Source organism: Ruegeria sp. G2 (genome assembly GCF_056533505.1).
The window spans coordinates 275,267-290,644 of the sequence record NZ_JBQFON010000001.1; the positions used below are offsets into that span (position 1 = coordinate 275,267).

Sequence of the window (15,378 nt, forward strand, 5' to 3'; positions counted from 1 at the left end):
CTGAGAAATTTGTACAGATTAAAAAAAATGTGCAGACATAAGGAAGTCCGCCTAATGTCACCGTTTTGCCACCTTCGTAAGAGAAAATAAGAGAGGATGAGTAATCCCTGAGTGTTTTATGCGCCAACCAGCCGTTGCCTTAAAGTCTGCAATGCCCAACGGTTGGAGAGGTGTAAGAGATTGGTGAAAAGTTATGCGTATACTTGCTGTAGACGACGATCCGAGCATCCTGGAGTTGCTAGATAAAGTTCTAGACGCGTTCGGTTATAAAGACGTCGTCACCGCCAGAAGTGGGCCAGAGGCCATTGAAATACTGTCACGACCTAACGAAGCGTTCGACTGCTTGCTACTGGATGTGCAGATGCCGCAGATGAACGGCATAACTCTTTGCGAAGAAGTGCGAAAATTACCAGAATACACGTACACGCCCATTATCATGGTGACCGCCATGGTGCAAAAAGAGTACATCGACGAAGCATTCGGAGTTGGGGCAACGGACTACGTTACAAAGCCTTTTGAGTTCTCGGATCTGAAGCAGAGGTTGTCTGACGCCTATAGAATGGCAGCGGAACGCAGAGCCGCAATCGAAGTGCTGGAAGCTGAAGCGGATTCTGAGTTGTGTTTTGGCAATAGTCCGGACGTTCGCTTAAGTGATCCGCAATGTTTCGGAGATTTGCCCGGTTGCATTGGGTTAGCTGAATTTGAGAACTACGTAATTCAGCTTTCAACGATGCACTCCATGGCTGCAAAGCTTGTGGCGGTGAAATGCATAGGCGCCGAACAAATCTATGAGACGAGCACGGTCAGTGAATTCCGTAGTGCCATGACTTTAGCTGGTACCGCGCTTCTGACAGCCAATCAGCAAGGGCGCAAAGTAGCGACCTATTGGGGAAATGGCGTATTCTTGATGATCTATGACAATCAAATTGATTTGAGTGTGGACCAGTTGGGAGCACCGCTTCCGGAGGCATTGAAAGAAATTTCCAGTGACACCACTTCAGGTCGGCCAATTGGCTTCCAAGTTAGCGAAGAAGTTATGCTTAAAGCCAAAACCAAGATGGAGGCGTTGTTCTTGATAGACAAGGCCGTCGAAATGGCTGAAATGTCGGAGCGTCAAGCGGCGAATATCGGTTGAAAAACTGCATATATGGATGGTGCTTAAGGCCAGGCTGTTGGTTTAAAAATACATTTGAACGCCCTGAGTTTTTCATTTTTCTGGTTTAAGTAGATCCGCGCGCTCGTTCATCAGACGTTCAACCTTTGTGCTTTTGGCCTACTTCGTCCGATCTCAGTGCCTACCCGGCGGCAACAACTCTGAGAAAGAACCCGTAAGCTTCTTCTCGAAATTTGATCTGATGCGAGATCTGGCGTATTCGCCTCTCTCTAATTTCCTGAAGGTTTCTTTCGCGACCACGGTCAAAGCGTGATCGGTCTAAGCAGCTTACCGGTGTATCCGTTCTTGTTCTTTGATCGGGTTTTTGCCTTGACGGGCTACGGGTCGCCATTTCTCTGCTTCTTGGCGTGAATCTTCAGAGCTATGGCTGACAGAGCGCCCAAACCCATCTCTCTGCGACGCCTGTAGACATGGACCCGAAGCAACTACTTGCCAGCATCACTGACCTTTTTGGCAGCCAGAGGTTCTCGCCATCCAAGTACTAGCCGGTTTGAGTGTTCTTCACTTGCAAAGATAACAGCTTGTTGACTGCTAGAATTGGTCCACCCCAAGGTCCAACTTTTACTGTGAGACACAGTGATCCATTTAGAGACTACTGGAAGCCTCATTATGTTGTTTTAAAATTATTCTTCTGGTTTTTCGAGGAGTCCGGAAACAGGCGTGTTTAAGTTTTCAATACATCTCGACCGCACCAAAATCCTAAAATCTTTACCCGATATTGTCAGGTGAGACGGGCGCCCTGTGGGTTGAAGCGATAGGTTCGATCCTGAGCATAGCCGAAATGTACAGATTCACCTGCATTAACCTGATGTTGGCCGAATAAGCGCGCGGTGATCTGATGGTCTTGCATCATCGCGATCACGTTGGTGTCTCCGCCCAGATGCTCGACATGAGTCACGTTCGCGGTCAGGGGGCCCTCATCGGTCAGGTATAGGTCTTCGGGGCGTATTCCCAGTGTCGTGTCCGCGCTGTCGCCGATCACGCTGGCGGGGAAGAAATTCATCGAGGGCGCGCCGAGGAAACCTGCGACGAACTGGTTGGCGGGATTGTTGTACAGCTCCATTGGGCTGCCGACTTGCTCAACGCGCCCGTCGCGTAGGACGACGATCTTATCCGCTAGGGTCATCGCCTCCGTCTGGTCGTGGGTAACGTAGATCATTGAAGCATCAAGCTGCTGATGCAGATTGGCGATCTCAAGCCGCGTATTCATGCGCAGGGCGGCGTCCAAATTGGACAAAGGCTCGTCGAACAGGAACAGTTTGGGTTCGCGCACAATGGCGCGGCCGATAGCGACGCGTTGGCGTTGTCCGCCGGATAGCTCAGAGGGGTAACGGTCGATATAGGGCTCAAGGTTCAGCATCTTGCTGGCCTTGGTGACCCGTTCTTCGATGACCTGCTTGCTCTGACCTTCCTGTTTCAGCGCCAAAGACATATTTTTGCGCACGTTTAGATGGGGGTAGAGCGCATAGCTTTGGAACACCATCGCGATGCCGCGTTTGGAGGGCGGGGTTAGGTTCATAAGTTCTCCGCCGATGCGAACCTCGCCCGAGGTCACATCTTCGAGCCCCGCAATCACGCGCAGCAGAGTGGATTTGCCACAGCCCGAAGGTCCAACGAAGACGACGAATTCTCCGTCTTCGACTTCGATGTTGATATCCTTAAGGACTTCGACGGAGCCGAAGGACTTGTTCACGTTCGTTAGCGTCAGGGCGGTCATATGTTTGCCTCTTTCAGCGAAATTGGTTGGCCGGTGCGGATACTTGTATCGGCAGCCAGACAGATGGCCAGCGATTGCACGGCGTCGTTCATGTGGCGGGTCAGGTCGATGTCTTCAGCAATCGCGCGCAGCATATAGGCTTGTTCGGCATCGCAGAGCTCCTGATGGCCGGGTTCATCCGGCATGTCGATTGTCTGATCGCCGTCAGGGCGGTGTACCAGAATACCGCCGACCTTGGTGTGCCCGTCGATATCGGCGGATGCGCCCTTGTTTCCGTCGGTTATCGAGACTGATCCGTTGGGCGAGACGATGTCTTTCACGAAGAACGCGGTTTCGGACATCATCGGGCCCCAGCCAGCCTCGTACCAGCCTACCGAGCCGTCCTCGAAGATCACCTGAAACTGGCCGTAATTGTACATGTCTTCGGCGATCTCATCGCTTAGGCGCAGACCCATGCCATGGACTCGCACGGGGTCGGAGTCTGTGATCTGACACATCACGTCGACATAATGCACACCGCAATCGACGATGGGCGAGGTGGTCTGCATCAGGGCCTTATGCGTCTCCCACTCGGCCCCGCTGCTTTGTTGGTTGAGGTTCAGGCGGAACACGTACGGCCCACCCAGGTCGCGCGCCTCGGAAATCAGGCGCATCCATGAGGGGTGATGGCGCAGGATGTAGCCGATGACCAGTTTGCATTTGGTTTCAATGGCTTTCGCTACAACGCGTTTGGCATCAGCCACAGTCGTCGCGAGTGGTTTTTCAACGAAGACATGCGCTCCGGCCTCCATCGCTTTGCAGGCGTAATCAGCATGGCTGTCAGAATAGGTGGCGACGACCACCAGATCAGGGTTGGTCTCAGTCAGAGCTGCCTGAAAGTCTGAATAGGCCGGATAGCCTGACAGATCGGGATGGTCCACGTGACCGGAACGGTTCACCAATCCCACGATCTGCGCGTCCGGGTGATGGTGGTGGGCTAGCGCGTGGCTCAGCCCCATATTGCCGAGGCCAGCGATCAGAACTTTGGTCATTTGACAGCTCCTGAAGTGATGCCGCGGATCAGTTGGCGTGAGAAGATGACGTAGAGCACCAGCACCGGCAGGATCGCCATGCTGAGCGCCGACAGAACCGCGTTCCAGTCGGTGACGAACTGACCGATGAAGACCTGACTGCCCAGCGTCAGAGTTTTGGTTTCCTCGGCCGGTGCGAGGATCAGCGGGAACCAGAGGTCGTTCCAGATGGGGATCATGTTGAACACGGCGACGGTCGCCATGGCAGGGCGGACGAGCGGAAGAACCAGTCGGAAGAAGATGGTATATTCCGATAGGCCGTCGACGCGGCCCGCGTTTTTTAGATCGTCCGAAACCTGTCGCATGAATTCGGACAGGATGAACACGGCTAGGGGCAGGCCCTGTGCGGTGTAGACAAGGATTAGTGCCCAGAGGGTGTTCACCAACCCTGTAGCAACCATCATCTCAAGTATCGCAACGGTGCCGATGCGGATCGGGATCATGATCCCAAGTGCCAGATAGAGGCCCATCAGGGTGTTGCCTTTGAACTTGTACTCGCTCAGCGCAAAAGCTGCCATGGCGCCGAACAGTAGGACGAAGGCCAGCGACACCACTGTCACGATCAGCGAGTTCTGGAAGTAGAGGAAGAAATCCCCTTGTTTCATAACCGTCTGGTAGCCGATCAGCGAGAAGCTTTCGGCATCGGGCAGGGCGAGTGGTTCGCGGAAAATCGAGCGTCGGGTTTTGAAGCTGTTGATGATGATCACAAAGACCGGGAAGAGGGCGATTAACGTGTAGAGGATCAGCGCCCCATGCATGGCGGCCGTGTTCAGCGGGTTATGGCGTGCTTTGTTCATCCGGCGATCCTCACAGCTGATACCGGCGCATCCGAGTTTGGATGCCGAAGAGATAGATGCAGACACCCACAAGGATGATGGCAAACATGGCGCCAGCGATGGCGGAGCCCATATGCGGGTCGCCCAGTTGCAGCTGGAAGCCAAAGAAGGTGCGGTACATGAAGGTGCCCAGGATATCGGTTGAGAAATCCGGCCCCGCCAGCGCACCTTGCGAGACGTAGATCAGGTCGAAGGCATTGAAATTGCCTACAAAAGTCAGGATTGAGATGATCCCGATTGAAGGAATGATCAACGGCAGTTTGATCTTCCAGAATGCCGAGGCTCCGGTGATGCCGTCTATTTCTCCGGCCTCGAGGATCTCTTCGGGTATCGACAGCAGGGCGGCATAGATCAACATCATCGGGATGCCGACGAATTGCCAGACCGAGACAAGTGCCAGCGTCGTCAGCGCGTATTCTTCCTTGCCTAGCCATGGTGCAAACAGAGACTTAAGACCAACGGCGTCCAGCATCGAAGGTGCAATGCCCCAAAGCGGGGACAAGATTAGTTTCCACGCGAAGCCGACAATGACAAAGCTCAGAATGGTCGGAATGAAAATCGCTGACCGGTAGAGTGCCGCAAACCGCAGGCGGGGATGCGAAAGTAGTGCCGCCAGAGCGATACCGATGGGGTTCTGCACCAGCATGTGGATCAGGAAGAACCAGAAGTTGTTGCCCAAAGCGTTCCAGAACTGCTCGGACCAGATTGGATCGAAGAACAGGGTGCGGAAATTCTGCAGGCCCACGTAGATACGTGTCTGATCAACCTCGGTGAACAGTGCGAGGCGCAGAGTGTTGAACAAGGGGAAGATCATCACCGCCGTATAGACCAGCACCGCAGGGGCGAGGAAAACGGCAATGTGCCAGCGTATGCGGCGGGTCTGCATGGGAATCTCCGGGGAAAAAGGTCCGGACGCGACGCGGTGGCCGCGTCCGGTGTGAGTGGCCTAGGTGTTACTGATGCGGTGCGTACCAGCTGGCCAGACCGTCTTGCAGTTGCTGACCCAGCGCTTCGGGTGTCTCGGCACCCTTGATGGCTGCAACGGATGCACCCCAAGTCTCGTTTTCGAGGTTCGGCGTGCCGCGTGACAGGATTTGGTAGGTCGAACGGATCGTGCTTTCGCACTCCTCGCGCCAGCCAACGATTTCTTTGGCCAGTGGATCTTCCAACTCGACCGGAGTGCTGGATAGCGGGAAGAAACCGGGTAGGGCGTTACCGAATATGCTGGCAAACTCGGGGCTTGCGACCCAAGCCAGGAAGGTGCGCGCAGCTTCTTGGTTTTCGCTCGCCGCGTTCATGCCGATGCCGATATCGGTGTGGTCCGAAATATAGCAAGTGTCGCCTGCGTTCTGGACCGGCGGCTTAAAGGCGCCCATTTCAAAATCGGCCTGCGTGTTGAAGCCCGAGATTTCCCAGCTGCCTGCTGGATAGACCGCTGCACGACCCAGCGTGAACAGGTTCTGGCTGTCGGGATAGGTTTGCGCTTCATACCCGTCGCCCAGATAGTCCGCCCATTTGGCCAGTGTCGCATATGGGGCAACCCACTGGGGATCGGTCAGCTTTTGCTCGCCTTTGATCAGCGCTTGACGGCCTTCTTCACCTTTCCAGTAGTTCGGGCCGATGTTGTTATAGCCCATTGTGGCGGCTTCCCACTGATCATTGGTGCCCATCGCCATCGGGATATAGGTGCCGTCTTCCTTGATCTTGTCGAGGGCGGCAAAGAATTCAGCCTCGGTGGTAGGAACTTCGATGCCCAGCTCGTTGAACGCATCCTTGTTGTAGATGAAGCCGTGAATCACCGACGCCATCGGGACGCAGAAGCTGGCCGATCCATCATCGGTTTGCCAGGCAGATTTGGCGACGTCGGAGAAATTGCCCATAGCGTCCAGATCGGACAAATCCGTCAGGTGGCCGTCTTCATAAAGCGCGAGCGACGCATCAAACGGACGGCAGGTGATTAGATCACCAGCCGATCCGGCCTCGAGCTTCGAATTCAGAACGGCGTTGTATTCCGCAGGGGCAGAGGGCGAGAAAATCACTTTGATGTCGGGGTGCTCGGCTTCAAAAGCCGGAATGATTTTTTCCTGCCACAGAGCCAGATCGTCATTGCGCCAGCTTTCGATTGTCAGGGTGGCCTCCTGCGCATAGGCGCTTGTGACCAAGGCCGTACTCATCAGAGCAAGGCTCAGAACTTTGCGTGTCATTTGGTTTCTCCCAGGTTGATGGTTTCTTGGTTTTGCTTAATCCGCTCCAGCGCGGGGCGGAGGTGATCATTCGCGTCGTGCAACATGGCCTGTGCCTCGCCCAGTGTCGGGACCCCTGCTGCAAGCAAGGCGGCGCATTTCAGATTGCCGCTGGCCGTCATCAATGCTGTTTCTGCTTGTTCGGGGTCAACGCCGGCCAGTTGACAAACAATCCCTTTGGCGCGGGCGCGGAGCTTATCATTATCAGCACGCAGATTGATCATCATGCCGTCCTGAATATGCCCCAACTCCATTGCCATCAGGGTCGACAGCATGTTCAGCGCGATTTTTTGTGCCGTGCCTGCCCCCATGCGGGTCGAACCCGATACCAGCTCGGGCGGTGTGGAAAGCAGAATGGGGTGATCAGACAGCCGCAACAGTTCGGTATCGCCGTTATTCGCGATCCCGACGATAGGGGCACCCTTGTCGCGCGCGATCTGGGCTGCGGCAACGGTATACGGCGTCGTACCGCTGGCAGAAACAGTGATCAAAGTGTCTTTGGGGGACAGATCCACAAGATCACGAGCAAGAGTGCTGGTCGCATCTTCAGTATCTCCGGGCATTTCGACACCCGTTGGCATGCCACCTGCCATATGAATGCGTATTTGGCTTGGAGGTATTGAATAAGTTCCGCCGAGTTCCAGCGCATCCGAAGCGGCCATCAGGCCAGATGACCCCGCCGCGAGATAATGCAAGACCCCGCCCGTGCGGATCGTTTGCGCCATTGCTTTTGCTCCGGTGCAAATGGGGGTGAGCGAGGTGAGCGGAGTGGTCGCGGCCTCAGACTGAGATAGGGCTAGCAACTCGGCAACTTCGGTCAAAGGGCGCGCGTCTAGCCCGATCGCATCCTTGTGCAGTTGTTCCGTTACTGGCGTGGCCACGTGATTCTCCCCTCAGTTCTGGACATCATACCTTTTAGATACCATTAGTCTACCATTTTCTTTTTGTGTCGATATGTTTCAGAATTTCAGCCATAATTCTGCAATTTGGTCGCAATTGGGTCTTCAAAAACTTCAATAGGTATTATAAAGGTATTTTCATGAGTCGTCTTGCTGATACCATAGTGCTCGCTGTAGATGGCGGTGGTACGCGTTGTCGTATCGCTGTTTCTGATGGCTCTGTTGCTCGCCAAATTGAGGTGGGGGCTGCGAACGTCTCGACCGATTTCGAAGCAGCTTGTGCCGAGCTGAATCGCGGTATTGCGGATCTGGCCAAGCAAGCCGGATTAAATGGCGCACAGATTGCAGGGACGTCGGCCTATTTAGGGTTGGCTGGGGTCACTGGCAAAACGCTGGCAGAGCGACTCGCAGCGAGGCTGCCGTTCGAACGCGCCCGAATTGAAGACGACAGGCCCTCCGCATTGAGGGGTGCGCTTGGGTCGAAAGATGGTTTCGTGGCGCATTGTGGTACGGGGTCGTTTCTCGCGTCACAGAGAGATGGTCAGATTCGCTTGGCCGGTGGCTGGGGGCCGGTATTAGGGGATCAAGCTTCGGCGCAATGGGTTGGCCGACAGGCTTTGGCGCGCACTCTCGAATGTGTCGATGGCATCGCGCCGAGCTCCGAGATGGCGAATGGTCTTTTGGCACGCTTTGATGGTGCCGCCGGGATTGTAGGGGCTGCATCCATGATGACGCCCACCGAGTTTGGTGCGCTGGCCCCTGTAGTCACGCTTAGCGCTGAGCAGGGGGATGCGCTTGCGCGCGCTATCATGGAGGCCGGTGCACGATATCTGGCGGATCAGATCGAGGCGATGGGCTGGAAGCCCGGTCTATCGATTTGTCTGACCGGAGGGATCGGTCCGCAATACGCGCCTTACCTCTCGGAGATCATGCAGCAGGACCTGACTGAACCACTGGGCGATCCATTGGCCGGTGCAATCGCGCTGGCCCGTGCGTTTCATGAGGAGATCGAACATGAGCGTTGCTGACTTCCTGAAACCCGAAGGATGGCTGGGTCAGACCGCTGGTCCGCGTTATGTGCAATTGCGCCATCGGTTGGAGCAGGGGATAGAAGAGGGAATTCTAGCCCCGAACAGTTCACTTCCACCCGAACGCGAGATCGCTGAGCTCACGGACCTGTCGCGCGTCACGGTGCGAAAGGCGATTCAGGAATTGGTGCGCAAAGGTGCGATTGAACAGAGGCAGGGTTCAGGCTCATTCGTGCGTCAGCCTGTTGCACGGGTTGAGCAATCATTGTCTCACCTGACCTCATTTACCGAGGATATGGAGCGACGTGGTTTTGAAACAACCTCGACCTGGTTGGAGCGCGGGGTGTTTCTGCCTTCTCCGGACGAGATGTTGGCACTAGGGCTTTCGACCAATGATCAGGTCGCCCGAATTCATCGTTTGCGCGCTGCTGGAGGACGGCCAATGGCGTTAGAGCGCGCAGCTTTGCCGCTGGATATCCTGCCCAACCCGACCGAAGTCACTGGGTCCTTGTATGCGTTCCTGGAAAGATCCGGGAACCGTCCGGTGCGCGCGATCCAAAAGATCTCGGCCATCAACCTTGAAGCCACCGAGGCACGCTTGCTTGACGTTGCAGAGGGTACAGCGGGGCTGCGCATTCAGCGTACCTCATACCTCGAAAGCGGGCGCGTCGCCGAACTCACCCGATCCATCTATCACGGCGATGCCTACGATTTTGTGGCAGAGCTGCGTCTATCAACCTGAAAGGCGGGACATATGTCCACCGAAAAAACTCAAATGCGGCGGGAAATCAACGAGATACCCTTTGCCGTTGATCGACTTTTAACCGAAGGTGCCAGGGCGATCTCCGCGACTGCTGGCGCGATCCGCGAGCATGATCCTAATTTCCTGATCTCAGTCGCACGCGGATCATCGGATCATGCCTGCAGCTATCTGAAATACGCGTCTGAACTGCTGCTGGGCCTGCCCATAGCGTCGGTCGGGCCGAGCGTCAAATCGATTTACGGGGTAGACATGCGCTGCCCCGGCGCTCTGTGTATCTCGGTGTCACAATCGGGCCAAAGCCCAGACATCGTTCAATTGACAAAATCCCTGACTGAAGGCGGATCATACTCGGTTGCAATTACCAATGATACGGGATCGGCCTTGGCCAAGGTCGCCTCTTCGGCTCTTTCGATCCACGCAGGCGCTGAACTGAGCGTGGCTGCCACCAAAACGTTCGTCACCTCTATGGTTGCCGGGCTTTGGTTGTTGGCCGAGGTCAAGGGCGATGAGGAATTGCTGTCTTCGATCCACAAACTGCCGGATGTTTTGTCGCGCGCCATCACATGCGATTGGGGGGCTGTCGTAGACGCCGTTGATGGCCAATCACTGTTCACGCTTGGGCGTGGCATGTCCTGGGCAATTTCGAATGAGGCGGCTCTGAAATTCAAGGAAACCTGCCAGATTCACGCGGAAAGTTATTCCTCGGCCGAGGTATTGCATGGTCCGGTTTCGATTGTCGATCAGGGGTTTCCAGTGATTGCCTTCGCCTCAGGTGATGCGGCCGAGGCCAATATTGCCGAGGTTGCAGATGCGCTTGCGGGCAAAGGGGCAAAGGTCTTTGCGACAACCAACAAGGTAGCTGATGCTGCGTCGCTGCCGCATGTGCGCACATCGCACTGGATGACGGACCCGGTCGCCTCGATTGCGTCTTTCTACGGTATGGTCGAGGCAGTAGCCACGCGGCGCGGTATCAACCCTGATGCACCACGCCACCTGCGGAAAGTGACGGAAACGGTATGACCGCTGCGACGATCACCTTCGCCGGAGGGCCGATTTTCGACGGCGAAATGCTGGTAGAAGGGCACGCGGCCCGCTTCGTCGGCGGGAGGTTGGATTGCATCTTGCCCGAATCTCAGCTGTCTGCGGGTGAAGTGATCGAGAACCTGTCGGGTGACATTCTCAGCCCTGGTTACGTAGATTTGCAGGTCAATGGCGGCGGAGGTGTCATGTTCAATGATGATCCGTCAGTCGAAACACTGCGGCGTATCGCAGGGGCACATCGCCAACTTGGGGCGACATCTATCTTGCCGACGTTGATTACGGATACACCTGAAAAGACCAGAGCCGCGATTGCGGCCGCAACGCAGGCCATCAAACAGGGGGTGCACGGGATTTCAGGACTGCACCTTGAGGGCCCGCACCTGTCCGTGCGTCGCAAAGGCGCGCATGACGCTGCACTGATCAGGCCCATGGAAGGTGCCGATCTTCAGCAACTGTTAGATGCAGCAAAGGTGCTGCCTGCGCTTATGGTCACGATTGCACCCGAAAGTGTCACGACGGCTCAGGTCGAAACGCTTACCAAAGCGGGAGTCATCGTCTCAATGGGGCACAGTGATGCTGCGTTTGAAACCTGTGTGGCTTACGTTAAGGCAGGCGCGCATTGTGCGACGCATCTGTTCAACGCCATGAGCCAATTGGGCAACCGCGAACCCGGCCTCGTTGGCGCCGTCCTTTCCCAAGGTGCAATGTCCGCAGGTCTGATTGCAGACGCGATTCATGTTCACCCAGAGACAATGCGCGCGGCCTTCGCCGCCAAGCAGGGGCCGGGCCGCCTGTTTCTGGTCAGTGATGCGATGGCCGTCGCTGGGACAGACTTGACAGAGTTCAAGTTGGAAGGGCGTATCATCCAACGAGAAAACGGCAGGCTAACCTTGCAGGACGGAACACTGGCTGGGGCTGATCTTGATCTGACCACTGCCTTGCGTGTGTTGACGACAAAAGTTGGAATATCACTGCCCGATGCCTTGGCAGCGGCAACGCGCATTCCCGGAGATATCATCTCGCAAAGAGCCATCTCTGATCTGAGCACGCTCACGCAGGCCATTCGAATTTCCCCGGATCTGTCACAGGCCCGACCGGTTGTTGCAGGTTGAACGCCATTTTTGGCGAAACTCATGACACCACAGATTTCGCATCTCGCCGCAGCCGCTGCGGTTGTGTAAGACGTTAGGCAAACACGGTTTGGGAATGTCCTAATGTTTCAAGATATTGGCAAAATCGACATGAGGGCGGCTGCCCAGATTTTGCCATGACCCAGAAGCGAGGCGTTTTCATTGGGCAGCGCAAGGATCGTATGGGCGCGCGCCTGTTGATGATCCTGACCTGTATTCGTCTGGCTGAAGATTTTGAGACCGACTACCGCGTGAACTGGTTCCCACAGGGCGCGGACGCACCGGAACTGGATCAGCCCGAGGAGCTGTTCACTACTGATTGGATGGATGCGCATTTTCTTAATCAGCCAGAGTTCGACGCACTGAATGAGACCGCTCTGCCGATTTGGGCTTTCCAGAACGACCCATCGCCAGAGCGGTTGATGGACCATTTAGCCTCGGGCCGTTCGGTACTGGTCGAAGAAGGGTTTGAGGTGTTGGCGTTCCCTTGGGAGGATATCGAAGCCATCCGCCCCCGTTATCGCGATTTCATCCGCGGTGTTGGGTTCGTCGATAAGGTTCGTCAGATCATGGATCGGGCGGATGAAAAACTTTCAGGGCAGGGGGTTTCTGCCTATCACATCCGTCGTGGCGATATCTTGAATGGATTGCCGTGGAAACACTCAACCTGGCCCGCCAAGATCGAGCCCGAAGAGTTTTATGAGGCCCATCTGGAAAAATCCAGGGGCCAGACGGCGATCATGTTCTCAGATCAGCCCGAGTTGATCGTACGGTTTAAGCAGCGGTTTCCGCAGCTTATGCAAATGTCGGACATTGCTGAGTTGTCGGGTCTGACACGAGCGCAACGAGACTTTCTGGAACTCTACGCAATGTCGCGGGCGGATCAGGTGATTGCACCTTATATTTCGGCCTTTTCGATGGCAGCGGCGCGGATATCGGGGCAGCAGCGCAAGGTGTTTCGCGATGTATTGACTGAGGAGGAATTGCAAGGGGCGAATGAGCGCGTCATCGAGCGGGTCGCGCAAGGACCAGCAGAGTTTCTGAACCCATCGGAGGCTGCGCATATCTATGCAAAAGCGGCGCAATATCTATCGGCTCGGGATCGCTGTGAAGAGGCGTATGAAAGTGCCAAACCCATCCTAGACACTGGGGCCGACAACGCCTTTATGCCGTTGCTGCAATCACTGAATTGTTTTTACCTGTCCAAGTGGCAGGAAAGCGAGACGCTTGCCCGTGAGGGGTTGGAGAATCCGCATCTCTGGCCCGAAGATTATGCAGTTATGTGCGCCTTGCGTGGCGCCATTCTGGGTGTGCAGGGCAAACGCTGGGCGGCGACACGGCATTTCGCAAAAGCGTTCTGGGCCAAGCCATTACGGCCGGATGTTGTAGTGCTGGGGTCCAGAATGTTGTACCGGTCACATCTGGCACATCGACTGCTGCCGCCGGTCGACTGGTCGCTACAGCGCATGGTACGCCAGCGCCGCTTTCCGCCGTTCAACAACCTGTATCTGGTTCAGCACAAAGTGGTATCATGGCGGCCGTGCAACTTTGATTTCGTTCTGCTGGATTGGGCGGAACTGGCGCTGGATCAACGCGCAAGACGTCTGTTTGATCAGCGTAAGAGGCTGGAAGCATTGAGCTCAGCATTGGACGAACTGCCTGACATACCCGCAGACGACCCGCGATTGCAGAGCGCGCAGGTGGTATTAAAAAAGCATCTGGGCGAGGTCTCCGGCGCCCAGGCCATCGACAGAACACGTCAGATCGTAGCCGAAATGCCGGAAAACACACTTTATCAGAAACGACTGGCCGAGCTTTATGAAGCGGAGGGCGATGCCGACGCCGCCCAAAAAACAATGGCCGAGGCGTTGGCCTGCGACCCCGAAAGCCCATTTCTTCTGTACGCAATGGGCCGTTTGCTGAAGCGGACGGGTCAGATCGGACAGGGCGAGAAGCTGATCTTGCAAGCCGCTGATCAGGATGAAGTCAGTGTCGCCATTCAGGGTATGGCGGGTCAGATCCACATGCGACGTGGAAACAAGAAAAAGGCGCGACCGTATCTTGAGAAAGCGCGCGATCTTTATCCGCCCTACAAGCGGTTTACCAATCAGTTGAACAGGCTTTCGGAGTAGACGCGGCCCTAGTCCAGCGCAATCTCTTGCCGCAGTTTTCCGGTTGTCTTGTCAAAGATCATAATACGGTTGTCTTCGGTCACGACCGCATACCAATTGTTGCCGATGGTCAATGCTTGGGCCTTTGCTCCGTCAGGTAACTCGATCTGATCGGGCAGCTTGGGTGTGCGATCGGATAGGCGGATGACAATCAGGGCGAATGTTACTAGAACCCCGCCAATCATAACCGCGGTCAACAGCATGACCATACGCCGCAGCAGTCGAAGCTGCGGTGTTTCCTGCGGTTCCTGAGGTTCGGAAGGGACAGTCATGGGCACTCGCCTGATAGAGTTTCAAATCGCGGCCGCTCCGCCGCCCCGCCTTGATAAGGCGCTTGCGCGGGATGTGCCAGCGGAAGAGAACCTGTCGCGTACCCGACTGACACGATTGATCAGCGAGGGGGCAGTCACCGTCGATGGAGCGGTCATAAAAGACCCCAAGGCCAAAATTTCCGAAGATGCACAGATCGGGATTACAGTGGCTGAGGCCGAAGACAGCCATATCGGCCCCGAGGATATCCCTCTGGAAGTTGTCTATGAGGATGACGATCTGATCGTGATCAACAAGGCCGCTGGTATGGTGGTGCATCCGGCACCGGGCTCTCCGAACGGCACGCTGGTCAATGCGCTGCTTCATCATTGCGGCGAAGAGCTATCAGGAGTCGGCGGTGTCAAACGCCCAGGAATCGTACATCGGATCGACAAGGAAACCAGTGGCCTGTTGGTCGTGGCCAAATCGGATGTGGCGCATCATGGGCTGGCGGCCCAGTTCGAGGCGCATAGCGTCGAGCGCTACTACCGCGCCATTTGTTATGGCGTGCCCGACGCCAACGATCCCCGATTGCGTGGGATAAAGGGCGTTAGCTTTGAGCCCGGCAACATTATGCGTCTGACGACTCAGCTGGCGCGACACAAAATGGATCGGCAAAAGCAGGCCGTGCTGTTTCACGGTGGTCGGCATGCGGTGACACGAGCGCGGATTGTCGAGGTATTCGGGTCGCCCGGTGGCCTATCGTTAGTCGAATGCTGGCTCGAGACGGGCAGGACACATCAAATCCGTGTCCATATGGCACACGCTGGCCATGGCCTTGTCGGAGACCCGGTTTATGGTGGCAAACGCAAACTGGCAGCGCGTGCGTTCGCACCCGAGGCGATTGAAGCTGTGCGAGCATTCCCGCGTCAAGCGCTGCACGCAGCGGTGCTTGGGTTCGAGCACCCAGTTTCCAGCGAAATGCTGCGATTTGAGGTGCCGTTGCCGCAGGATATGTCAATGCTGTTGGAAAACCTGAGAAAGCCGCTGAAATAAT

General features: G+C 55.8%; 14 protein-coding genes. 7 read left to right on the forward strand and 7 right to left on the reverse strand.

Annotated elements, in window-relative coordinates:
• Positions 1 to 193 precede the first annotated feature (193 nt).
• Positions 194 to 1,135, forward strand: a complete 942-nt coding sequence (locus ACR0DU_RS01360) for a response regulator (RefSeq protein ID WP_480872054.1) — start codon at positions 194 to 196, stop codon at positions 1,133 to 1,135.
• A gap of 760 nt (positions 1,136 to 1,895) precedes the next feature.
• Here the strand turns inward: ACR0DU_RS01360 and ACR0DU_RS01365 are convergent.
• From ACR0DU_RS01365 to ACR0DU_RS01390, 6 genes are all read right to left on the reverse strand, one after another.
• A complete protein-coding gene (locus tag ACR0DU_RS01365; protein WP_170539088.1) occupies positions 1,896 to 2,891 on the reverse strand; it encodes an ABC transporter ATP-binding protein in 996 nt (331 codons plus the stop codon).
• On the reverse strand, positions 2,888 to 3,922 hold the full coding sequence (locus tag ACR0DU_RS01370; protein ID WP_480872056.1) for a Gfo/Idh/MocA family protein: 1,035 nt from the start codon (positions 3,920 to 3,922) through the stop codon (positions 2,888 to 2,890). The genes ACR0DU_RS01365 and ACR0DU_RS01370 overlap by 4 nt, the downstream gene beginning before the upstream one ends.
• Positions 3,919 to 4,758, reverse strand: coding sequence for a carbohydrate ABC transporter permease (locus ACR0DU_RS01375; protein ID WP_170393445.1), 840 nt, complete (start codon positions 4,756 to 4,758; stop codon positions 3,919 to 3,921). Before ACR0DU_RS01375 ends, ACR0DU_RS01370 begins: the two co-directional genes overlap by 4 nt.
• 10 nt (positions 4,759 to 4,768) lie before the next feature.
• Entirely contained in the window at positions 4,769 to 5,683 is a 915-nt protein-coding gene (locus ACR0DU_RS01380; protein ID WP_039534942.1) for a carbohydrate ABC transporter permease, read from the reverse strand.
• A 67-nt stretch (positions 5,684 to 5,750) separates the two neighbouring features.
• The gene (locus tag ACR0DU_RS01385; protein WP_010439357.1) at positions 5,751 to 7,001 is read right to left on the reverse strand and encodes an ABC transporter substrate-binding protein; all 1,251 of its coding nucleotides are present in this window, start codon (positions 6,999 to 7,001) and stop codon (positions 5,751 to 5,753) included.
• Positions 6,998 to 7,921, reverse strand: coding sequence for an N-acetylmuramic acid 6-phosphate etherase (locus tag ACR0DU_RS01390; RefSeq protein WP_480872058.1), 924 nt, complete (start codon positions 7,919 to 7,921; stop codon positions 6,998 to 7,000). Before ACR0DU_RS01390 ends, ACR0DU_RS01385 begins: the two co-directional genes overlap by 4 nt.
• A 158-nt stretch (positions 7,922 to 8,079) precedes the next feature.
• Between ACR0DU_RS01390 and ACR0DU_RS01395 the strand changes: the two genes are divergently transcribed.
• The 5 genes from ACR0DU_RS01395 (at position 8,080) to ACR0DU_RS01415 (ending at position 14,033) form a co-directional block, all read left to right on the forward strand.
• On the forward strand, positions 8,080 to 8,967 hold the full coding sequence (locus tag ACR0DU_RS01395) for a glucosamine kinase nucleotide-binding domain-containing protein (RefSeq protein ID WP_480872060.1): 888 nt from the start codon (positions 8,080 to 8,082) through the stop codon (positions 8,965 to 8,967).
• On the forward strand, positions 8,954 to 9,709 hold the full coding sequence (locus ACR0DU_RS01400) for a GntR family transcriptional regulator (RefSeq protein WP_170469405.1): 756 nt from the start codon (positions 8,954 to 8,956) through the stop codon (positions 9,707 to 9,709). Before ACR0DU_RS01395 ends, ACR0DU_RS01400 begins: the two co-directional genes overlap by 14 nt.
• A gap of 12 nt (positions 9,710 to 9,721) precedes the next feature.
• On the forward strand, positions 9,722 to 10,750 hold the full coding sequence (locus ACR0DU_RS01405) for an SIS domain-containing protein (RefSeq protein WP_480872062.1): 1,029 nt from the start codon (positions 9,722 to 9,724) through the stop codon (positions 10,748 to 10,750).
• Positions 10,747 to 11,883: an N-acetylglucosamine-6-phosphate deacetylase gene (gene nagA, locus ACR0DU_RS01410; protein ID WP_480872064.1), complete on the forward strand. Its 1,137-nt coding sequence runs from the start codon at positions 10,747 to 10,749 to the stop codon at positions 11,881 to 11,883. The genes ACR0DU_RS01405 and nagA overlap by 4 nt, the downstream gene beginning before the upstream one ends.
• A gap of 155 nt (positions 11,884 to 12,038) precedes the next feature.
• Positions 12,039 to 14,033 carry a hypothetical protein gene (locus ACR0DU_RS01415; protein WP_480872066.1) on the forward strand — a complete coding sequence of 665 codons (1,995 nt, stop codon included), beginning with the start codon at positions 12,039 to 12,041 and terminating at the stop codon, positions 14,031 to 14,033.
• Between the two features lie 8 nt (positions 14,034 to 14,041).
• Here the strand turns inward: ACR0DU_RS01415 and ACR0DU_RS01420 are convergent, their stop codons facing one another.
• Positions 14,042 to 14,344 carry a DUF6476 family protein gene (locus tag ACR0DU_RS01420; protein ID WP_010439370.1) on the reverse strand — a complete coding sequence of 101 codons (303 nt, stop codon included), beginning with the start codon at positions 14,342 to 14,344 and terminating at the stop codon, positions 14,042 to 14,044.
• On the opposite strand from ACR0DU_RS01420, the gene ACR0DU_RS01425 reads away from it, so the two are divergent.
• Positions 14,343 to 15,377 carry an RluA family pseudouridine synthase gene (locus ACR0DU_RS01425; protein WP_480872067.1) on the forward strand — a complete coding sequence of 345 codons (1,035 nt, stop codon included), beginning with the start codon at positions 14,343 to 14,345 and terminating at the stop codon, positions 15,375 to 15,377. The two genes, ACR0DU_RS01420 and ACR0DU_RS01425, sit on opposite strands and share 2 nt — an antisense overlap.
• Position 15,378 lies beyond the last annotated feature (1 nt).